Source organism: Pseudomonas sp. GW822-FHT03F04 (assembly GCF_058801405.1).
The window spans coordinates 58,772-78,944 of record NZ_JBXANF010000007.1 but is presented as its reverse complement, the minus strand read 5'-3'; the positions used below and the strand labels follow the sequence as shown (position 1 = coordinate 78,944).

The window sequence follows — 20,173 nt, the reverse complement described above, 5'->3', positions numbered from 1 at the left end:
CGTAATAGGGCTTCAGCCGAGGTGGCGATTCAACACTTGGCTATTGGAAAAATCAGCATCGCTCATTTCCGTGTAGTCTCAAGCAAATCTGCTCCCGAATCCTTCTTCAGCAGCTCGTACACCACCGTCAGGAACACCTCACGCGTTGACTCGTCGCTGAGTAGCTTGGTCGCCATACTAGTGTGGCTGCTCATGGCGGCAGCGATGGCAGAGATGGCTTTCGAAGGCAGGTCCGCCTTCATGGTCTGTTCCATCGTGTTGTTCTGCACTTGGGCCATCACCACGCTGTCAGCGCGCAGCTTCTCGGAAACGTGCACCGCGAAGGCCACCTGGTCAGTGTCGGTAATGTCCTTGCCGAAGGAGTTGTTGAGCTTCTCAATCAACTCGGCGAGGTATTTTTTCTCGCGGTCGCGGGCGTCGCGCAGGCCGTTATCGGTCATACCATAGAGGCCAGGCGTTTCACCCAGCACGGCAACGCCACTGAGGTTGCTGCCCTTCTTGATCTTGTAGTGGCTGAGTTTGAGGTCCCCCAAATCCACCTGTTCGGCGGTGATGCCTTTAAGCCGCTTACGCAGCAGGCGCGCATAGCTGGCGAAGGCCTCCAGGCTGGGGTCGCCGAAGTCGATCAACTGGGCGATGTACTCATAGCTGCGCACGAACTTGGTCAGACTCTCACTGAAGATCATCAGCTCGTCGCGTGTCTTGCAATATTCCGAACGCCGCACATCGGCGTATTCCATGTCCTTGTCGCTACCCTCGCTATGGGCCTTCTCCCAGGCTTTTTCCCACTGATCGATGGCATCGTTGAGCATCTTCAACTTTCCATTGAAGCGGTCAGTGGCTGACTGTGTAAGCGAGAACAGCTTCTGGTGCGTCACCTTCGGATCGACGATGGCATCACCAAAGACCTCCACCTCAACCTGCTCATAGATGAACATTCCATCCAGGCGCTGCTTGATGTCGTAGACAATGTTCGGATCCTGAATGTCCGCCATCTGGGCATCACGATAGAAGGTCTTGAACGACGCCAGTATCTCGTCGGCCTTGTTAGCGAAGTCGATGACGAACGTCTTGTCCTTCCCGGGGAAGGTACGGTTCAGACGCGAGAGGGTCTGCACGGCCTCCACACCGGATATTTTTTTGTCCAGGTACATGGCAACCAGCTTGGGCTGGTCGAAGCCGGTCTGATACTTGTTGGCGACGATCATCACCCGGTAGTCCGGAGTGTCGAACACCTTGCGCATATCGCGGCCATGCAGGCCGGGGTTCAGGTTGGTTTCACTGAATTGGTGATTTTGGGGCAGGCTGGCCGCTTCAACATCCGTATTAGGCACCTCACCTGAGAAGGCCACCATCGCCAGCACGTTGTCATAGCCCTTACGCTTGCAGTAGTCCTCCAGCGCCAGGTGGTACCTCACCGCTGCAGCACGCGAACTGGTAACCACTATGGCCTTGGCCTGGCGACCGAGCAGGTGCGCGACGTTCTTGCGGAAGTGCTCGACGATAAGCTCGACCTTCTGCCCCACATTCACCGGGTTGAGCGACAGCCACTTGGCCAGTTTGCGCCCGGCGCTCTTCTCGTCCACGCGCTTGTCATCGACCATCTCGCTGCCAATTTTGAACGCCACCTCGTAGCTGGTGTAGTTCTTCAACACATCGAGAATAAAGCCTTCATCGATCGCCTGCTGCATGGTGTAGAGGTGGAACGGTGCCGGCGGGTTGTCGGTGCTGACAGGCTGCGCAGGATTACGCGGACGGCCGAACAGGCTCAGCGTCGAATGTTTGGGCGTGGCGGTGAAGGCGAAGTAGCTAGCATTACCCGGGCGCGAGCGCGAGCTCTGCCACACGGACAACCGCTCCGCTTTGGAGAGTTTTTCCCACTCCACCTCGCTCTGCCCAGTCAGTACATAACGCAGATCATCCGCCGTGCTGCCCCCGGTGGAGCTGTGCGCCTCGTCGATGATGATGGCGAAACGGCGATCGCGCAGACTCTGCTCGCCGAGGATGGCCTTCTGCGCATAGGGAAACGTCTGTAGGGTACAGACGATAATCGGCACACCATCGAGCATCGCCTTGGCCAACTGCTGGCTCTTGGGCAGATTCGACTGTTGGCGGTCGATGGCGCATACGACGCCGGCCTGGTGCTCGATCTGCTGGATGGCATCCTGCAACTGCTGGTCAAGCACCTGACGGTCGGTCACCACGATCACACTGTGGAAATACGGCTCACCGTCCGGACGGCGCACACGAATCAGCGAATGCGCGGTCCACGCGATGGTATTGGTCTTGCCCGAGCCGGCGCTGTGCTGGATCAGGTACGGCTGCCCTGCACCTTCTACCCGCACCGCGTCGATCATCTTGGTCACGCCCTCCCACTGATGGAAGCGCGGGAAGATCAGGCCTTCCTTGAAGTAGGTTTTACCGTTGACGTCCTGGGCTTCCTTACGCTCCTGCAGCACGAAGCGGTGGAAGATATGCAGCCAGTTGTCCTTCTGCAGCACGCGCTCCCAGAAGTAGCTCACCGGGTAGCTACCATTGTCGCCTGGCGGGTTGCCGGCGGCGCCATCGTTGCCCCGGTTGAACGGCAGGAAGAAGGTCGAATCCCCGGCCAGCTTGGTGGTCATGCGTATGTCGCTATCGCTCATGGCGAAATGCACCACCGCGCCACGCTTGAAGGTGAGCAGCGGCTCTAGGCCACCGCTCTTGCGCTCAGGACGGCGGTCCATGCAGTACTGCTGCATGGCGGCCTGGACTGACTGGGTGAAGTCGGTCTTCAACTCCACCGTGGCCACCGGGATACCGTTGATGAAGAAGGCCAGATCGATTTCGTCAGCCTTGTCCAACGAATAACGCAGTTGCGGCACTACGCGCAGACGGTTCGCCGCATAGCGGGCGGTCACAGTGTCGTTGCGCTCATCCTCGGGCAGAGACTGGCTCATAGCCAGGGTGCCGCCACCGGCCACAGCAAAGCCGTAACGCAACACCTTCACCGTGCCGCCATCAACCTTGTTCTCCAGTTGCTTGACCAGCCGGTCCAGCACCACATCACGCGCGCCAACACCATTAATGGCAACGATCTTGGCCATGGCCACTGGCTGACTATCGTCCAGCCAGCCCACCACGTCTTCAGGGATTAGCGCCCGCCCTTGGTCATAATCAGCCGACTTACCCACCAGCCAGCCGGCGCCTTCAAGCTGCCCGACGATGTAGCGTTCAAGTTCGCACTCGTGGTGGATATGACTCATCGTTTCGTCCTTTAACTTCTCGGCCATCCCTGGGAACGGCCCATCAAATAATGTCTATCGGGCGTATTCACTGATACAGCTGGGGCACATTCACATGCCACCGTCGTAGGTATAGCTAATCAAGTCGGCACGCTGGTGGAACGCCGTTCTTGTTCAGATAGAGCAGCAGCGGGTTGAAGCACCCTGTCCTTGGGCACGATAGGCGGCATCGCGCATCGATAGGCCTATCTTGCCGATGTTCTCGTTGCTCAGACTCCACCGCTGCGGTTGCTCAATCTTATTTACTGAGCAACTCATTTTCCGGCTTCACACCGATACCACTCAGTTGACTGTCCTGCCAGGCGGCATAAGTTTCACCACTACCCTCTACCAGCCAAGAGATTCGGCCACTGGCTGCACGACCATACACAACGGCTGCCGCGGCACTTGGGCTACTGAAGGCATAGTCGTCCTTGAACATTAGATACTCACTTCCATCACTGATCATGACACCGTCACTCACCAACTGCTGGTACAGGTTCCGGTAGTTGTGATCCGCCGTTCCTACCCACTGAGCTCGAGCTCGGGACCCCTTCAGTACAAAGAACTCACCATCAACCTCTTGCGCTTGCGCACGCTCCTTGCTCTTTGGAAGCTGTAATGCAAAACGCGGCGACTGGCTAACCGGTTGCTCGACTGGTGCCATAACGAGCTTGGAGGGTTTGATCAGCTCGCGCAGGAAGTCGAAGCCCAGCACTGGCAGCACGATGCGGATCTGCTCGAGGAAAAACGCCATGTCCGCACGGTCCGACTCAGGCAAGTTGGTGTAGCTATGCGCTGTGCCATTGCCTACTACACAGCGACCGGTTTGACTGGCGATCTGGATTAGTTGGCTCTCCAGATACTTGGCATGGGCCTTGGTCAGGTTTTGGTCCTTGCTGGTAATCAGACAAACACGCTCCCAGAAGTCCTTGCCACCCTGATCTTGCGGACGGTTATGTTGCTTCAGACGCTGGGCCACATCATCAGACTCGCCGATATACACCCGGGTACGCAGGCTGTCGTCCGGATCGGGCCCGACAAGAAAGTACACGCCTGTGCGCGCGCATTCGGGGCGCTGCACCAGTTCGGCCAACTTGGAGCGGGGGCCAGTCAGCACATGGCCGGTCCAGTTCATGATCTCGGCGGTGAGCAGGCCATTGGGCGTGCCGTCCACCAGAAACAGACGCAGGCTGCGACCCTGGCTCATAGCGCCTCCCGCAAATCGATTTGGCCAGTGACGGCGGCGGTGATCAGGGCAGAGCGGCGTTCTTTGAGGAGGGCGATGCTACGCTCGGTTTTGCTGCCTAATCTATCAATACGTACGTTGGCTTCGCCTATCGCCACTGAAATCTCTCTTTGCTCAGACAATGGGGGCATGGGAGTCAGCCAGCTTCGTATATGCTCTTGTGAGATTTTGGCCATAGTCATACTGGTCCCTCGCGCATCAGCCTGAACCTGTGATCTGCCATACCCACTAACCAGAACATGGCAGAGATAGTCAGGATCAGCCTCATCAACTAGGGACAAACGATACACAAGGTCTGAGAGCATCAACCTCCGACCGCCTAGGTCGCGAACTACGCAGGCATCGCCTACAAGCGTTGGGGTATTTGCTCTTGTTACGAGCAAGTCACCTTTACGCACCTCAAGCGAGATGTCCGGCTCTGTATCACTCAAAAGCGATTTGTTCTGCTCCGCCAGAAACTCACCTTGTTTGATCGCACTGAGTTTAAGTACCCCCCACTCGTTGGGCTCACAAGGCTCACTAGATGCATTTGGGCTCCAACCCTGCTCCAGTCTTTTGATCAGGCGCCGCAGAGGCCTGATATCCCAGTGCTCCGGCACTTCCCCCAACCAATCCACGCCGGAGTCTTTCATCCTCACGTTGGGTTCGAGACCCTTGGTGACAGCATGAGTGATTAGAGCCTGGCGCTTTTCGCGCAGTAGTTGGATAAAGCGGGTTTTCTTTTTGATCAGCGCGTCGATACGGGCGGCTTCGCGGTCGAGAACAGAAAGAATTGACACCTGCTCTTCAGCCGGAGGAATGCCTACATAGATGCCTTTCAGGTCGTCCCATCCAATAGCCGCCCTGTGCTCAAGGATTCCTGTCCCAAAAGACTGTGCATGTCGCTGAAATTCTTTATTTTCAAAAACTCGCAGCGCAAATCGTTCATGGACAACACTCCCACGAGGTTTGAGCACGATATACACCGGACTGCATACACCGCTGTAGTCAGACAGTCCGTATGAGCCAATCCCATAGTTCATGCTGTTAATTACAAGGTCACCCCTTGAAACTAGTTTGCATTTACTTAGGTCATCCGGTTTCTTGTTGCCAACATCGCCCTTCTCTTCATAAGGGATGACACCGACATTGGCCATAAGCGAGAGGTAGTTCTGAACGACTCCCCCCTCATTTTTGCAGGTCTGCTCATCAACAAAAGCACGGCACGGAAGTACCTCCCAATGCTCCGGCACCGACCTCAGCCACTCTACCCCGGAGTCCTTGTAGACCGGATAAGGCTTGTAGTGGCTCATGCCGTTACCTCGCCCAACAGCGCGGCGATCTCGGTCTCCACGGCCTTCAGATTTGCATCGATTTCGGCCAACGGACGTGGCGGCTGATAGATGTAGAAGTAGCGGTTGAAGCTGATTTCGTAGCCGACGATGCCGACTTTGCCATCCATCTCGTCCCGCTTGCCAGTGTCGATCCAGGCATCCAGCACATGGGGCAGCACTTCGCGGGCAAAGTAGTCGTCGATGCTCTGGCTAAGCGGCACATTCTCGAACTCGCGCAGGTCGGAATCGGCCTGTAACTTACCCTTGTCGTCCAGCACCGGCTGGGCGTTGGCGTCACGCTCGCCAAAGCAGGCCAGTGCGGCTTTCAGCGCGCCCTTGCCAAGCTTCTTAATGCCAGCAGCCTTGAGGAAGGCCGGCAGGTTGTCGAACTCGCCCCGAGCGCCAGCAAAGGCCTCTACCTGGTCTGCACCCTTGGTGTTCTGGTAGGCGGCGAGCTTATCAGAGGTAACCGAGAAGCGCAGGCGCAGCGGGCGCTCGACGGTGATGCGGCGGTAGCCGAAGTCGGTAGTGGCGAAAATCTTCGAGTTCGGGCCTTCCTCGAAGGCCTCGTACAGCTTGGAAATCTCGGCGATCTGCTCGTCCGACAGGTATTTTCGCTTGCTGCCCAGACTCTTGCGCATCGGCGCGTGCATGGCGCTGACATTGACCAACTGCACCTTGCCCTTGCGCAACGCGTCCTTGTGGTTGGACAGGACCCAGATGTAGGTGCCGATACCGGTGTTGTAGAACAGATCGGTGGGCAGGGCGATGATCGCCTCCAGCCAGTCGTTCTCCAGAATCCAGCGCCGAATCTCCGATTCGCCCGAGCCCGCGCCGCCGTTGAACAGCGGGGAGCCGGACAGCACGATGCCAATGCGGCTGCCGCCCAGGTCGACGGGTTTGCGCTTGGACAGCAGGTGCATAAGGAACAGCAGCGAGCCATCTCCCACCCGTGGTAGGCCAGGTCCGAAGCGGCCGGCGTAGCCCTGTTGGCTATGCTCGTCCTGCACCTGCTTCTGCACCTTCTCCCACTTAACACCGAACGGTGGATTGGCCAGGCAGTAGTCGAATTGCTCATGGGGCAACTGGTCGTTGGACAGAGTGTTGCCGAGTTTGATGTTGCGGGTCTCGAAGCCCTGGATCAACTTGTCCGCCACGGAGATGGCGTAGGTCTCAGGGTTGAGTTCCTGGGCGTAGGGCACCAAGCGGGCATTGGGGTTCCACTCGGCCACCTGCTCGATGGCCGAAGACAGAAAGCCGCCAGTACCAGCGGCGCAGTCGTACACGGTACGCACAACTCCTTCGCCATTGAGCGCTTGATGATCCGGGGCGAACACCAAGGTGGTAGCCAGGCGTACCACATCGCGCGGGGTGAAAAACTCTCCCGCGGTGTCGTTGGCGGATTCGGCGAACTTGCGAATCAGGTGCTCAAACACCAGCCCCATCTCGTGGTTGCTGATGGTTTCAGGGTGCAGGTCGATGCTGGCGAACTTCTGCGTCACCAGGTACAGCAGGTTGGCCTTGTCGAGCTGAACCAGCCAGTCGGAGAAGGCGAAGTGCTCGAAAACTTGGCGGGCGTTGGCGGAGAATTTGGCGACATAATCCTCCAGGTTGGCGCGTGTGCTGGTGGAACCTACCGAGCCTAGGGAGAACTGCGAGACGTTGTAAAAGGTGGCGCCGGCCGAGGTTGGCAGAATCAAGTCCATGTCCACGCCGCTGGCCTTCATACTCTCGTATTGACTTCTCACCTTGTCACGGGTCGGCTCTAGCACGCACTCCAAGCGGCGCAGCAAGGTAAAGGGGAGGATGATGCGGCCGTAGATGGACTGTTTGAAATCGCCGCGCAGCACATCGGCCACGCTCCAGATGAAATCGGCAAGGTTTTGCTGGTTCAAGCTGTTGTTCCTTACTGGGTGGGCGAGGCGATTGGCGCGCCTTCCTGCGGGATGTCTTGATTGATGCCAAACCTTAACCGGTTGGATAGCTCCGTACCAGTATCAGGAACCGGCTAAGGTACTGATTTGTCTATTCAGCTAGCGGGCTTTCCTTTCGGGAACATTCATGTCTTCGCCACGTCGCCGCGACTGTGCAGGGCTATGCAGTTGTAGCGAGTAGGGTATGAGCAACGCTATTTCCTGAACCTGGAGAGACCCTAGAAAATCAGGGAGATTCGAAGTCTTGGTAAGAACGAAAGCGAAAACCGGCACGCACCTGGTGAATATTTGAAAGTAACGGTGCGGCACTGATGCAAGGGGATTGGCAAAATTCGCCCCTCGGAGCGGCGTCTTGGCAGTCCAGATTAGGGTCTCATAGCAGTAGCCCATCAAGAGCCGCGGGCAAATTTCTTGAAAACTCGGAGCAGAATACCCCCTGCTCACCATCGCTCTCGCTGCACCGAATGAGAACACTGGTATTCCAGTTGGTATTCCACAGGTCAAATCTAACCGCTAAAAGCATAGAAAATTCATATGAATAGACGGTTGTTTCAAATTACCCCGGCCCACCAACTCTCAACGACAAGGCCCGCCAAGTGCGGGCTTTGTCGCATCTGGGGATTCATATCCGGAGAGCCCATGCGCCAGGCACTACTGATCATCGACGTACAACCCTGCTTTTCCCCGCCGCCATGGCTGGTCGAAGGCATCCGGTCGCTCATCGGCACACTGCCCAGCGTCGCCACGGTCGAACGTCACGACGAAAGCCGCACGCCTTTCCAGCGACAGCTCGGCTGGCACCCCGCGCCGGACGATGACAGCCTGATCGCTGCGGATCGCATTTTCATCAAACACGGTTATGCGCCGTCGCCGGACACGATCGACTATCTGAAAAGCTTGAATCTGGATCGCGTGTTGGTTTGCGGCCTGCAGACCGAGACCTGCTGCCTCGCCGCTGGATTTGCGCTGTTCGATGCCGGTTTACAACCGACGTTGCTCACGGATCTGACGGTGGGCTCGTCGCTGGATCGTTCGGGTGGGCTGGGTGTGCGGTTATGGGAACATCACTTCAAGCACACGCTGACGTCGAGTGAACTTCGCTCCTGTCTGCTGGTGTCCTAGGTAACTTCCCGCAGCACGCGTCGACTTTCATGAACTGGTTCAAGACACTTCCGAGCGCTAGTCTTCGCGCTCCGCTGCAAGCCGGCAGATGGTTTACCAAAGGAATTCGCCGGGAGCCTGAAACCATAGAGCGTTGTCATGAAAAAGACACTCGATGCCAAATTAAAAAGGAGAGAGATTGATTTCCTTCAAAATAAATCTGTCCCCTTTTCCCACAGCATTTCCTTCAGGAACCCCCGGCTCATTCCAGTCTAAGATCGGTAGCCACATCACTATGAGGCAAAAGGAAACTGCAATGCATAAGCGCAAACGCCGAAGTCGCTTCTAGAAACTTTTCGATTTTGGCTGCACGATTGCGCACACGTGCAAACCCATTCGCTTGTGACCTTTCGGTAGGCTCTTACCCAAAGCAATCTTTTACGTAAGGCTGGTATCGATCTCCAGCAGTTCATGAATACCCTGCTAATCTCCATAGCATGGTCAAAAGCTATGCTTTCTTTCCTCCTCGCTTCGTCTCGTGTACTTGGCGCTCAAGCCTTACAACATACAAGGAGTTACGCATGGACAAGGAGCGTTATCCGCCGCGTTTGGTGCAAAAAGGAAATCCAGGTTCGATAGGCATGCACCGCAGATCAGACTACCGGTCGCCGATACCTGGCGATAGCAGCCATCACGGCCATTTTACCACTCGAAAACCAATGAGCCGTCTATGATGGACTTGTTGGAGGCTGTCCTAGGCAATTGCGCGAGCTAAAACAACCATGAGCACTTCAAATATAGATCAACTACCAAATCAAAATAACACGATCAAATATTCAGGTATAAATCTGAGTAGAACCAATACCCATCCGCCTCATTAAAACTGGTGAGTACAATGATCCCACTAACGCAACAACTTAACCAACGCCTTATGAATACTCCAACGCAGGGGGATGTAGGAGTTGCACATCTCGCCATGGTGAACGCTGGATATGTTTTTGTCGGCTATCACGGCACAAGTACTGCCAGCATGAGAAGCATGGATGCCTGGGGGCTTGATCCGCATTATGCTGGCTCATCCATGGGACTTGCCAGGGGAATAGGTTTTTATGTTGCTAAAACAAAAAACCTGGCACTAGATTTCGAAGGAGAAGGAGAAGCTCCTGTATTAATGCGTGTTTATGCTAGAAATTTCAGGGCAATGATTTCACCGCTACACTTTGAGTACGGCGGAATGAGCACAAACGTTGGGACACCCGCAGCAGTTATCGCACAAACAACCGAGATAGTATTTAGAATCCCAGCCTATCCAGCTTTATCTTTATTTCGAACATCAGAAGCAATTGAAGACATAATCAACGAGCCGGTTCCAACTTATGAAACTCAAGAAGAGCCTTCCAATCCAACCTGGACCACCCCGCCAGGTAGAAAGCGAAGAAACAGCCTTCCTTCACACTTCAAATTATAATCACCCCCAAACAACTTACAGGTTCACTTAAATAGCCGGATATATTCCGGCTATCGAACCGTCAGCACACTATATCTTTTTGGACGTTATCACAGGGTCAATCACCTAACGCCCAGTTACGTCATGCTGGTGCCCTTGATTTGTTAATCACATTCCAATATCTGTCGCATTCATTTCCAAACCCTACAGTAATCATCGAGCCTATCAATCCATCCGGTCGCTCATTGGCACGCTGCCCAGCGTCGCCACCGTCGAACGTCACGACGAAAACCGCACGCCTTTCCAGCGACAACTCGGCTGGCACCCTGCGCCGGACAATGACAGCCTGATCGAGGCGAATCGTATTTTCATCAAACACGGTTATGCGCCGTCGCCGGACACGAACGATTATCTGAAAAGCCTGAATCTGGATCGCGTGCTGGTCTGTGGTCTGCAGACCGAGACCTGTTGCCTCGCCGCCGGATTTGCATTGTTCGATGCCGGGTTGCAGCCGACGTTGCTCACGGATCTGACGGTAGGTTCTTCGCTGGATCGCTCGGGAGAACTGGGCATACAACTGTGGAAACATCACTTCAAGCACACACTCAAACCCAGCGAGCTTTAGATCCTGCCAGCCTTAAAGCCCTCCAACAGGGGTAGCGCCAACACGCCCCCCCTGTTTTTCAGTGCCCTCATGCCTACCACGATAGTGCTTGCGCAATTTGATCTGCTGCAACTCTGGATCGACGATTATCCGTGAGAGGTGCCCGCAACAACGATCGTTGCCCGTTACGCTCCACAATCCAGAACGCCATTTTCGTCGGTGTTTCGTACGGGCCGCCAATGACAGGGTTTACGCTGGAAAAGCCCTGGCCATCCGGCAACGCCCTCACATCGAATTCCCACTTGTGGCCGGTGGGCGGGGAGTCATCATGGATGGCGGACTTGGGAGAGAATGTTGTCTTGTGAATACCTTCTGCTTGCAGGCCCAGGTTTTTCGACATGAAGGCGCGCAGCGTCGACTCCAGCTCCTGGTCTGATGACTGCGGCACGCCTACAGTGAGGCCGAGTTGGGCACCCGTTTGCAGATTTTCGTAAAAGAACCGGTTTTGGGTGTCGGGACGCAAACGGTAGTCACCGACGCGCAAGGGTAAATGCATGCCTTGACGTCGATTGACGAAAGCATTTTCTTCCTTCGGTACTGTCCATCCCAGAGTCGCATCGCTTTTCTGCCACTCAATAAGCTTACGGTTCAGGGAGACGGCCTCCTGACCTCGTCCCTGTCTATAGGCAATGTCCGCGGAGTAGTCCAGCGCACTGCGATAGAGGATTTCATTCTTGAAGGCACTTTCCCAGGCTGGTACAGCCAAACCCAACGAATGACGGGCAGCGTCAAGGTTTCCGCGCTGATATTGGGACAGACCGATGTAGGTGTGCATCCGCGCAATTTCGTCAGAAAAATACGCATCGGGGAGTGCCTGCTCGGCCAATTCGGCAGCTTTGGCCGCGCCATCAGGAAGCGTGGCGGACGATTCGATATCTCGGATCTGCTGGACCATCGGCCGCTCACGAAACAGCGGCGGCGCACTACGCCACTGCAATGCTGCGAGCAATTGGCGTATTTGTTCAGCCGCTTGAGTCTCGTCTCCCGATCCGAACGTAACATCGATATCCATGCGCCAGTCGCCCCGCAACGTCAGCCAATAAACTTTGATGCACTCCTTCTCCTCACATTCCGTTTGATCTCCCCGCTTGAAGGATGCCAGGCCATCGAAAGAGAGATCGGGCATTGTCACTTCCAGTGCACTCGGTAAATGCCGCTTATGGAAAGCATCCAGCGATTCCTGTCGCTCGGCGGCGCTCAACTTGCGCTGAGCTTCGTCATAGGACAAAGAGATCTCAGCGTTGAGGCGGCCGTTCGCCAATTCCTGTGTGAAAAGTAAACGGGAGGCGAAATCGCGCTTGGTGGCTGGCTCGAACCTGGTCAACTTCCACTGCCCCAGAATGAGGGGCATTGAGAAATCAGCCAAATCGTATCGCAAGCGCTGCTCATCCCGGGACAAAGTCCATAAACCGGGATCGGGACTTGCGATGGCGAACAACTTTGCTTGATATCGTGCAACGTCTGCTCTTTCACCCGCCATCATGCTCGCTTCGATTGCCCGGCCCAGCCTGTCTGTTACTCGGGGGTCGCGCCTGACCGATGCCCCGTTGGCAGCAGCTTGCTTCTCCCAGTACGCGATCTGCTCTTCAGCAGCACTACGAGATTCGTCGTATCGGGCCTGCTTGTATAGCAAATCAACGAGCAATGCCCCCGCATCAAGTTCCGTAAAATCGAGGGCACCACCTTTGCGACCGGCCTCCATGGCCGCTTGGGCAGAAACCGTAGCCTCCGCCAGCAATCCTTCTCGGTTCAGGCCCTGGGCTTCTCGCATCAGTCCTGCCGCGTCTGTCGCTCGAGTCTGGGCTTGAATCAGGGGCGCCACGAAGAAGGAAATACTGGATGACAGCAAAAGCGCGGCAATGAAGCGCCCGTGTCTTTTTTTTGTTGAACGCGTCATTTTTTCTCTCTGATACGCCTCTCATGGACGTGTCACATAGGCTTTAGAACGCGCATTGTGGCATGGTCCTCGCTAACCAGTGGCCCCCGCCTCCCACATAACGAGTCCTAGGAAATTTCCCTCAACACGCGTCGACTTTCATGAACTGGTGCTCCCCGTTCCCCACGGTTACCCTCCGGACTTCGCTGCACTCAGGTGAACGGCACAGACCCGCCGAAGCGCAAGGATCACCCATCACATGGAGCCCGGTCATGAAAAAAGACACCCCGAATCCTGTCGAGAGCCCGACGACTTCCGATCGCTCCGACACTGTTGTTCGCACGGACAACACCAGCAGACACAGTTCCCGGCTCGTTCCGGTCAACCAGATCTTCAGCGTGCGCCCTGATGTCGACTTGCTCACTCTGTTGGCCCACGCCAGCCAGAACCTCGCCTCGCTCAACGCCATTGCGCAGGATTTCATCCACCGCCCGGATGAAGCACAGCGCGCCCGGGCAGTCGTGATGCATCAATTGGCCGGGTTGGCGGAGATGCTGGTCGACAGCGCCTTGAGCAAGCTTGCCCCGCAGCACTTGTCCGCCGAATCGATGCCAATTCTCTGTCACTGACATCAAAGCTCGGGAGCATAAACCCACGATAAATACTCGCTGCCCTGTTCTGTTGCAGCCTTGTCCGGGGGTGAGTCGGGACATGAATTTTTCTTCACAGCTCCCTTTCCGCCAAAGCTGTAAAGTCCGCTCGCTCATTCAAGAAACTACGGTTCGCCCGCTCTCCTGCGGGCTTTTTTTTGCCCGGGATTTGGCGGCGAAGCGATACACATACGTGTCCTGAACCCCGTGTTGCTCCGAATGCCGGGCCTGAAGATGAACCCTGATCAATGCGAAGCCAGCGGCTGCGGCCAGACGCTGACTGCGCAAATTGGCAGAAGACGTAGTCAGGTAAAACGTGGCATCGGGAAATCGGCCCAGCACTTGAGTCAGCGCGGCACGCAGGTAACCCTTTCCCGAGTGTTCAGTGTTGGCCCAATAACCAACGACGTAACGATTACGCCCCCGCGGTTTCAGGCCGATACAACCGATGATCGCCGCCCCGTCGGCAGCAACGATGAAAAACCTGCGCTCTCCGGTTTCGCTGTCGAACTCATCACGAGCCTTGTGCATGAACTCCAGGGCCTGCGCCTCGGTGGTGTGCGCACGGGCCCACGACAAAAACTCCGAATGCTCCGGGTAACTGACGTTCAGCGCTTGCTGAAACGCAAGGTACAACCCCGGATCCGGGGATCTGATGAGCAATGCCTCGCCCCCTGCCTTTAACGCAAACTCCATCGCATCCTCCTTGAAAACGCCTTCGCGCACGACAAGCCCATACCTGACTGTGCAGCGAACGGCGCAAATTTATAGAACGAATCAAACCACCCGCGATTTGTGTTTTCCTGCCTGCCGGGCAATTCTGTTGATCAATCCCGAGACCCGGAGCATCCGATGCCGCTGTTGACCCTGCCCTGCCAACGCCTGACGCTCGCGGTGCTCGACCCGGATCAGGCGCCTCTGGAAAGCGATTTCTACCAACGCAACCTGCGCCATCTCGCTCCGTGGTCACCGATCCGCACCACTGATTACTTCTCTACCGAACAGATCCGCCGACGCCTGGAAATACAGGCCAGCGCTTTCGATGCCGGGCTGGCGGTGCATATGGCTTTGTTGACCCCGGACGGCGAACAAATGATCGGCGCCTGCAACTTCAGCGGGATCATTCGTGGTGCGTTCCAGGCGTGTTATCTGGGTTATCACATCGATGCAGCCCATCAAGGCCAGGGCTTGATGCAGGAAGCGCTGGAATCCGCGATCGCCTACATGTTCGAGGCCCAGAACCTGCACCGGATCATGGCCAATTACATTCCCGGCAACGAACGCAGTGCACGGTTGCTGGAACGGCTGGGTTTCGAGCGCGAGGGTTATGCCAAGGCTTACCTGAACATTGCCGGGCGCTGGCAGGATCATGTGCTGACGGCGCTGGTCAATCCGGCATTCGAAGCACCGGATCAGCGCTGGTCGCGGCGTCTTGCGTGAGTTTCACAATTTGTTAAGCATTGGCGAAGTATGCTCACGCCTCTCGCCCCTTCCGGTTATCTGAAACCTATGTCGTCGCGTGCCGCCACTTCACTGTTCCTGCTTGCCGCCCTGCTGTTTTTCTTCGCGCTGGGTAACCATCAATTGCAAGGCTCCACCGAGGCCCGCGTCGCCGGCATCGCCATGGAGATGCACCTGGACGATGACTGGGTGACGCCCCGTCTGTTCGGCGAACCGTTTCTGGAAAAACCGCCGCTGAGTCTGTGGCTGGACGCCGGCGCCATGCGCGTGTTCGGTGTTTCTCCGTGGGCGGTGCGACTGGCATCGGCGGTGGCTGGCCTGCTCAGCGTGATGCTGTTGTACGGCATGCTGCGGCGCTTCGAACGGCCGAAAGCGATCGCGTGGACAGCGGGCATTCTGCTGGCGACCATGGCCAGTTACTGGAGCAACGTGCGCGGGGTCGGCGAGGATGCGTTGCTCGCACTCGGCGTGACCACGGCGCTGCTGGCGTTCTTCCAGGCGCAACGAGCATCGACCCTAGGCAATTCGCTGCTGTTTGCCGTCGGGATTGCCATCGCCACGTTGAGTAAAGGTGTACTCGGACTGGCGATGCCGGGTGTGGTGATTTTCGCTTACCTGCTGGCCGACAACCTGATGGACAAGCGCTTCAAACTGACCGACTGGCTGCGGCCGGGATTGCTGACAATCGTCGGGCTGATTCCGCTGCTGATCTGGCTCGCGGTGCTCTATCAGCACGGCGGCGTCCAGGCAGTCAGAGAAGTCTTGCTGACCAACAGCGTCGGGCGTTTCAGCGGTTCCTTCGTCGAGGCCGGGCACTATGAGCCGTTCTACTACTACATCGCCAAACTGCCCGAAGCGTTCCTGCCCTGGAATATTCTGGTGTACTTGGGGCTGTGGCACTTCCGTAAACAATTGAAGGCCAATCGTTACCTGCTGTTTTTCAGCCTGTGGATCGTTGCGCAGTTCATCATGCTGACCCTGGCGTCGAGTAAGCGCACGGTGTACCTGATGTCGATGACGCCCGCGGCGGCGGTGATCGCGGCCGAATATGCAGGCGTACTGTTCGAGAGGCTGAAGGACCGTAACAGCGGGTTTGTCGGACGGATCGCACGTCATCGTCAGACAATCGCGGCCGGCTTACTGACGGTTGTGATCGCCAGCTATCTCGGCGCCGCGCAATGGGCCCTGCCAAACGCAGACAAGGAATTGTCGTTCCTGCCACTGACCGAACACATCCAGTCGCTGCAAGCCAGCGGCCATCAGGTCGCGCTGTTCCAGGCCAACGAACGGGTCGGCGGTGCCAGCGTGTTCTACACCCAGAGCGTCCTCAAGGGCCTGGACACCGATGCGCAATTGAAGGATTTCCTCAGTGCCTCGCCTTCGAACATCGCGGTGATGTCAGGGGATAGCGAACCCGCCGCCCCGCTGAAAGTGCTCAAGACCATGATGGTCGGGCGCCAGGCGTACTACTTCGTAGGCTATTAATGCCGTGACGCACAAACGAAAAACCCGCCGGTGATGGCGGGTTTTTCATTTCAGTGGCGACGCTTCAGAGAGAAACCTCAGGCTGTGCACTGAACACCTGTCGCTCACGCTTGCTCAACACCGGCAACTCCAGACGAGCCCGTCCATAAAACGCCAGCGCCGTCAGCAAACACGCCAGCCAGACGAAGATACCGGCCCAGAACGTGTGGGACATGTAGTGCCAGCCCTGCAGGACCCGCGTCGTGCCGTAGACGAAACCGAGCAACAGCGAGCCCCACAACAAGGCGCTGGAGAAGCGCCACTGATAACGACGCGCGACAAAATACAGCGCCAGCATGGTGAACCCGCCGGACGCATGCCCACCCGGCCAGCAACGACCGTCACCGGCTTCATGGAACAGCTGGAAATTGCTGTACCACTCGATGTGAGCCATTTTGCCGCCGTACAGCGTCGTCTCGATCGGGCAGTAAACACTGGTGTGGGCCTTGAGGAAGTGAATCACCCCGGTACACACCGCGAAGGCCACCACCACAAACAGAAAATCCCGGCGATGGTCAGCGGTAAAACGCAGCACCGGAGCCACTTTGCTGCGCTCCAGAAACCCGGCAAGGCCAGGGCGCTTCTGCGGATTGACCAACGGCCAGACCACCGACAGCATCGCGCCGACCAGCGCGATTTCAGCGGTCCAGTTCGGGATGATCCGCGCCCACTTGTGGGTCAGCTTTTCAAAGAAGTGAATCTTGTCGAGCGGGAAGGTATGGGTCAGCGGATCGAACAGCAGGTTGCTGAAGGCGATGTCGATGTGAGTCATGTCGAACATCAGGAACACCACCGCCGCACAAAACAGCGGGATGCCGAAGTTGTAAGCGTAAAAGCGAGAAGTCATCGGGTGGTCACCGTACGCCAGTCAGAGGCCTCGATGAAGCCGAGCATCTTTGGAGCCGCCAGGCTGGCAGCGGAAACGAACAGCGAAGAACCATAACCGAGGGTCGAGGCCGGCACCTTGAGGTCTTTTTCCAGCTGCGCCATGCACTCGCTGTGGGTAACCAGAATCAGGTTACGCCCTGGGACCTTGTGCGCGAGCGCGTCCTGCAACATGCGGCCCTTGCAACTGATCAGCCAGTCTTCGCCGGCCGTCGCCCGGTTGAACATGTAACCGGCGGTCTGCACGGTGCGGGTCATCGGGCTGTTATAGATGTCGGCGTTGTTCAGGCCCAGGCGCTCGAATTGCGCACCGACAGCAACCGCGACACTGCGCGAACGGTCGGTGATGCCGTCATTGCCGCTCAGGCACGGCGCCGGGGAGTGATCGCAGCGCTCGACATGGCGCACCAGCACGATCATGTCGCCCTTGGCCCAGCCGGTCGCCAACGCCTGCGCGCCGGCGACATTGCCGTGGGCGAGGTCAGGCACCGCCGCCGGGGCGAGCAGCCACAGGGTCAGCGGAATCACCAGTGCCGACACGGCCAGAACAACCCCGGCGTTTCGAAAGCGGGCCAAACCACTCAGATCGATCGAGCGTTTGACGCCGAACAGACTCAGTCTCAATTCCACAAAAATTCGCCTCGCCAGCCTATATCACTGTCATTTGATGCGGCGAAGGTACAGACGCCCCCGTGGGCGGCCGGTGAAAGTCATGTGAAAAAAGTCTTGGGATCCCTTGTTACAAATTCCGTCGGACAAAATCCTTTCAGCTCCAGGATTTGCGGCCGATACAGTCCTGCTAACACCCTTGCTGGCTCAAAAAAACAACAATCTTCCAGCCTAACCGACGATCAAGAAGCACAACGTTTCTGGAGGAATTGTGATGAATAGCTGGTTCGGCAACATCAGCGTGAACCTCAAACTGGGGCTGGGATTCGGTCTCGTCCTGGCCCTGACCTGCATTCTGGCCCTGACGGGCTGGACCAGCCTGGGCGGCCTGATTGACCGCAGCAACTGGATGAGCGACATCACCCAGCTCAACTCTGGCCTGACCAAGCTGCGCGTGGTGCGCCTGCAATACATGCTGACCAACGGCGACGAAACCGCCGCGCAGAACGTGCAGACCACCCTCGACGGTTTCGCTGCGCAACAGCAAGCGCTGATCGGCAAATTCAAGAGCCCGGAAAACGTCAAGTTGCTCAAGGCGCAGGCGGCAACCATCGCCGAATACCAGACGTCCCTGAACAAAATGCGCAACGCCTACCGCACCGGCAACACGGCGCGCGACACCATGAGCGTCAATGCCGAGACCGCGTACGACCTGATCGAATCGATCAGCACCCGCGTCCAGCAGATGGCCATGAGTGAACAGCGTTTCGAGCAGTTCCAGGCCATTACCGCCGCCAAGGAAGCCTTCATCCTGGCGCGCTACGAAGTGCGCGGCTACACCGCCACCACCAACGCCGAGACCGAGCAGAAAGCCGTCGGTCAGCTGGACGTGGCCATTGCCAGCCTCAAGCAACTGAACGCGCATTTCGCCGACACCCAGCAAGACGCCCTGCGTCAGCTGGAAACCGCGCTGACCAACTACCGCAGCGCGTTGCAGGCTTACAAGAATGCCAACACCGATGCGGTGCAGGCACGCAAGGAAATGACCGATCAGGGCGCCACCATCGTGACCCTGAGCGAGCAGATGTATCAGATCCAGCTAGACCGTCGTGACATGGAAAGCGCTCAGGCCCGCACCCTGCAACTGATCAGCACCCTGCTGGCCTTGCTGGTGGGCGTCATCGCTGCCTTCATCATCACCCGCCAGATCACCCGTCCGCTGCAGGAAACCATGGCCGTGGTGGAACGCATCGCCAGCGGCGACCTGAGCCACAACGTGATCGTCACCCGCCGCGATGAACTCGGCGTGCTGCAACAAGGCATCGCGCGCATGGGCGTAACCCTGCGCGACCTGATCAGCGGCATCCGCGACGGCGTCACCCAGATCGCCAGCGCCGCCGAAGAACTGTCGGCCGTAACCGAACAGACCAGCGCCGGCGTGAACAGCCAGAAGATCGAGACCGATCAGGTGGCCACCGCCATGCACGAGATGACTGCCACCGTGCAGGAAGTCGCGCGCAACGCCGAAGAAGCCTCGCAAGCCGCAGCCGCCGCTGACGGCGAAGCCCGCGAAGGCGACAAAGTGGTCAACGAAGCCATCGCCCAGATCGAGCGTCTGGCCAGCGAAGTGGTGCGTTCCACCGAAGCCATGAGCGTGCTGCAACAGGAAAGCGACAAGATCGGCAGCGTCATGGACGTGATCAAGGCTGTGGCCGAACAGACCAACCTGCTGGCCCTCAACGCCGCCATCGAAGCCGCCCGTGCCGGTGAAGCCGGTCGTGGTTTTGCCGTGGTCGCCGACGAAGTCCGTGGTCTGGCTCAGCGCACCCAGAAATCCACCGAAGAAATCGAAGGCCTGGTGGCCGGTCTGCAGAACGGCACGCAACAGGTTTCCGCCGTGATGAACAACAGCCGCGCCCTGACCGACAGCAGCGTCGCCCTGACCCGCAAGGCCGGTTCGTCCCTGGAAAACATCACCCGCACGGTGTCGAACATCCAGTCGATGAACCAACAGATCGCCGCAGCCGCCGAACAGCAAAGCGCCGTGGCCGAAGAAATCAGCCGCAGCATCATCAACGTCCGTGACGTGTCGGAACAGACGGCGGCGGCGAGTGATGAGACAGCCAAGTCCAGCGTTGAACTGGCGCGGTTGGGTGGGCAGTTGCAGCAGATGGTGAGCCACTTCCGCGTCTGACCT

At 57.4% G+C, this 20,173-nt stretch carries 14 protein-coding genes and 2 pseudogenes; 8 read left to right on the top strand and 8 right to left on the bottom strand.

Going from position 1 to position 20,173, the window contains the following annotated elements; all coding sequences use genetic code 11:
- Positions 1 to 62: 62 nt before the first annotated feature.
- The 4 genes from AC1RMX_RS17605 to AC1RMX_RS17590 form a co-directional block, all read right to left on the bottom strand.
- Positions 63 to 3,245: a type I restriction endonuclease subunit R gene (locus AC1RMX_RS17605; RefSeq protein ID WP_493072631.1), complete on the bottom strand. Its 3,183-nt coding sequence runs from the start codon at positions 3,243 to 3,245 to the stop codon at positions 63 to 65.
- A 277-nt stretch (positions 3,246 to 3,522) separates the two neighbouring features.
- On the bottom strand, positions 3,523 to 4,473 hold the full coding sequence (locus AC1RMX_RS17600; RefSeq protein WP_493072630.1) for a GIY-YIG nuclease family protein: 951 nt from the start codon (positions 4,471 to 4,473) through the stop codon (positions 3,523 to 3,525).
- Entirely contained in the window at positions 4,470 to 5,804 is a 1,335-nt protein-coding gene (locus AC1RMX_RS17595) for a restriction endonuclease subunit S (protein WP_493072629.1), read from the bottom strand. The genes AC1RMX_RS17600 and AC1RMX_RS17595 overlap by 4 nt, the downstream gene beginning before the upstream one ends.
- Positions 5,801 to 7,720 carry a type I restriction-modification system subunit M gene (locus AC1RMX_RS17590; RefSeq protein ID WP_493072628.1) on the bottom strand — a complete coding sequence of 640 codons (1,920 nt, stop codon included), beginning with the start codon at positions 7,718 to 7,720 and terminating at the stop codon, positions 5,801 to 5,803. Before AC1RMX_RS17590 ends, AC1RMX_RS17595 begins: the two co-directional genes overlap by 4 nt.
- A 678-nt stretch (positions 7,721 to 8,398) precedes the next feature.
- Between AC1RMX_RS17590 and AC1RMX_RS17585 the strand changes: the two genes are divergently transcribed.
- From AC1RMX_RS17585 to AC1RMX_RS17575, 3 genes and pseudogenes are all read left to right on the top strand, one after another.
- On the top strand, positions 8,399 to 8,881 hold the full coding sequence (locus AC1RMX_RS17585; RefSeq protein ID WP_493072627.1) for an isochorismatase family protein: 483 nt from the start codon (positions 8,399 to 8,401) through the stop codon (positions 8,879 to 8,881).
- 874 nt (positions 8,882 to 9,755) lie between these two features.
- A complete protein-coding gene (locus AC1RMX_RS17580; protein WP_141401758.1) occupies positions 9,756 to 10,328 on the top strand; it encodes a poly(ADP-ribose) polymerase family protein in 573 nt (190 codons plus the stop codon).
- 211 nt (positions 10,329 to 10,539) lie between these two features.
- A pseudogene (locus AC1RMX_RS17575) lies at positions 10,540 to 10,932 on the top strand (isochorismatase family protein); the annotation flags it as partial.
- Positions 10,933 to 11,005: 73 nt separating this feature from the next.
- Here AC1RMX_RS17575 and AC1RMX_RS17570 read toward each other — a convergent pair.
- A complete protein-coding gene (locus AC1RMX_RS17570; protein ID WP_493072626.1) occupies positions 11,006 to 12,868 on the bottom strand; it encodes a hypothetical protein in 1,863 nt (620 codons plus the stop codon).
- Between the two features lie 251 nt (positions 12,869 to 13,119).
- Between AC1RMX_RS17570 and AC1RMX_RS17565 the strand changes: the two genes are divergently transcribed.
- Positions 13,120 to 13,476 carry a DUF6124 family protein gene (locus tag AC1RMX_RS17565; RefSeq protein ID WP_493072625.1) on the top strand — a complete coding sequence of 119 codons (357 nt, stop codon included), beginning with the start codon at positions 13,120 to 13,122 and terminating at the stop codon, positions 13,474 to 13,476.
- 138 nt (positions 13,477 to 13,614) lie between these two features.
- Here the strand turns inward: AC1RMX_RS17565 and AC1RMX_RS17560 are convergent, their stop codons facing one another.
- On the bottom strand, positions 13,615 to 14,193 hold the full coding sequence (locus AC1RMX_RS17560; protein ID WP_493072624.1) for a GNAT family N-acetyltransferase: 579 nt from the start codon (positions 14,191 to 14,193) through the stop codon (positions 13,615 to 13,617).
- A 156-nt stretch (positions 14,194 to 14,349) separates the two neighbouring features.
- On the opposite strand from AC1RMX_RS17560, the gene rimJ reads away from it, so the two are divergent.
- Both rimJ and AC1RMX_RS17550 read left to right on the top strand, forming a co-directional pair.
- Positions 14,350 to 14,937, top strand: coding sequence for a ribosomal protein S5-alanine N-acetyltransferase (rimJ, locus tag AC1RMX_RS17555; RefSeq protein WP_493072623.1), 588 nt, complete (start codon positions 14,350 to 14,352; stop codon positions 14,935 to 14,937).
- A gap of 30 nt (positions 14,938 to 14,967) precedes the next feature.
- A complete protein-coding gene (locus AC1RMX_RS17550; protein ID WP_493072622.1) occupies positions 14,968 to 16,443 on the top strand; it encodes an ArnT family glycosyltransferase in 1,476 nt (491 codons plus the stop codon).
- A 64-nt stretch (positions 16,444 to 16,507) separates the two neighbouring features.
- On the opposite strand, the gene AC1RMX_RS17545 is transcribed toward AC1RMX_RS17550, so the two are convergent.
- Both AC1RMX_RS17545 and pmrG read right to left on the bottom strand, forming a co-directional pair.
- The gene (locus tag AC1RMX_RS17545) at positions 16,508 to 17,329 is read right to left on the bottom strand and encodes a phosphatase PAP2 family protein (RefSeq protein ID WP_493072621.1); all 822 of its coding nucleotides are present in this window, start codon (positions 17,327 to 17,329) and stop codon (positions 16,508 to 16,510) included.
- Positions 17,326 to 17,997 (bottom strand): lipopolysaccharide core heptose(II)-phosphate phosphatase PmrG, encoded by a 672-nt coding sequence (gene pmrG / locus AC1RMX_RS17540; protein WP_096818773.1) that lies wholly within the window; start codon positions 17,995 to 17,997, stop codon positions 17,326 to 17,328. Before pmrG ends, AC1RMX_RS17545 begins: the two co-directional genes overlap by 4 nt.
- A 253-nt stretch (positions 17,998 to 18,250) precedes the next feature.
- Here pmrG and AC1RMX_RS17535 point away from each other — a divergent pair.
- Both AC1RMX_RS17535 and AC1RMX_RS17530 read left to right on the top strand, forming a co-directional pair.
- Positions 18,251 to 19,312, top strand: a pseudogene (locus tag AC1RMX_RS17535) (methyl-accepting chemotaxis protein); the annotation flags it as partial.
- Positions 19,307 to 20,170, top strand: a complete 864-nt coding sequence (locus AC1RMX_RS17530) for a methyl-accepting chemotaxis protein (RefSeq protein WP_371858302.1) — start codon at positions 19,307 to 19,309, stop codon at positions 20,168 to 20,170. The pseudogene AC1RMX_RS17535 and the gene AC1RMX_RS17530, both read left to right, overlap by 6 nt.
- Positions 20,171 to 20,173 lie beyond the last annotated feature (3 nt).

Excerpts from the sequence above, each read along its gene's own strand:
- AC1RMX_RS17580 (WP_141401758.1), top strand. The coding sequence starts at position 9,756 with ATGATCCCACTAACGCAACAACTTAACCAACGCCTTATGAATACTCCA.
- AC1RMX_RS17560 (WP_493072624.1), bottom strand. The coding sequence starts at position 14,193 with ATGGAGTTTGCGTTAAAGGCAGGGGGCGAGGCATTGCTCATCAGATCC.
- AC1RMX_RS17550 (WP_493072622.1), top strand. The coding sequence starts at position 14,968 with ATGCTCACGCCTCTCGCCCCTTCCGGTTATCTGAAACCTATGTCGTCG.
- AC1RMX_RS17600 (WP_493072630.1), bottom strand. The coding sequence starts at position 4,473 with ATGAGCCAGGGTCGCAGCCTGCGTCTGTTTCTGGTGGACGGCACGCCC.
- AC1RMX_RS17570 (WP_493072626.1), bottom strand. The coding sequence starts at position 12,868 with ATGACGCGTTCAACAAAAAAAAGACACGGGCGCTTCATTGCCGCGCTT.
- AC1RMX_RS17545 (WP_493072621.1), bottom strand. The coding sequence starts at position 17,329 with ATGACTTCTCGCTTTTACGCTTACAACTTCGGCATCCCGCTGTTTTGT.
- AC1RMX_RS17585 (WP_493072627.1), top strand. The coding sequence starts at position 8,399 with ATGCGCCAGGCACTACTGATCATCGACGTACAACCCTGCTTTTCCCCG.
- AC1RMX_RS17565 (WP_493072625.1), top strand. The coding sequence starts at position 13,120 with ATGAAAAAAGACACCCCGAATCCTGTCGAGAGCCCGACGACTTCCGAT.
- AC1RMX_RS17605 (WP_493072631.1), bottom strand. The coding sequence starts at position 3,245 with ATGAGTCATATCCACCACGAGTGCGAACTTGAACGCTACATCGTCGGG.
- AC1RMX_RS17530 (WP_371858302.1), top strand. The coding sequence starts at position 19,307 with ATGGGCGTAACCCTGCGCGACCTGATCAGCGGCATCCGCGACGGCGTC.
- rimJ (WP_493072623.1), top strand. The coding sequence starts at position 14,350 with ATGCCGCTGTTGACCCTGCCCTGCCAACGCCTGACGCTCGCGGTGCTC.
- AC1RMX_RS17595 (WP_493072629.1), bottom strand. The coding sequence starts at position 5,804 with ATGAGCCACTACAAGCCTTATCCGGTCTACAAGGACTCCGGGGTAGAG.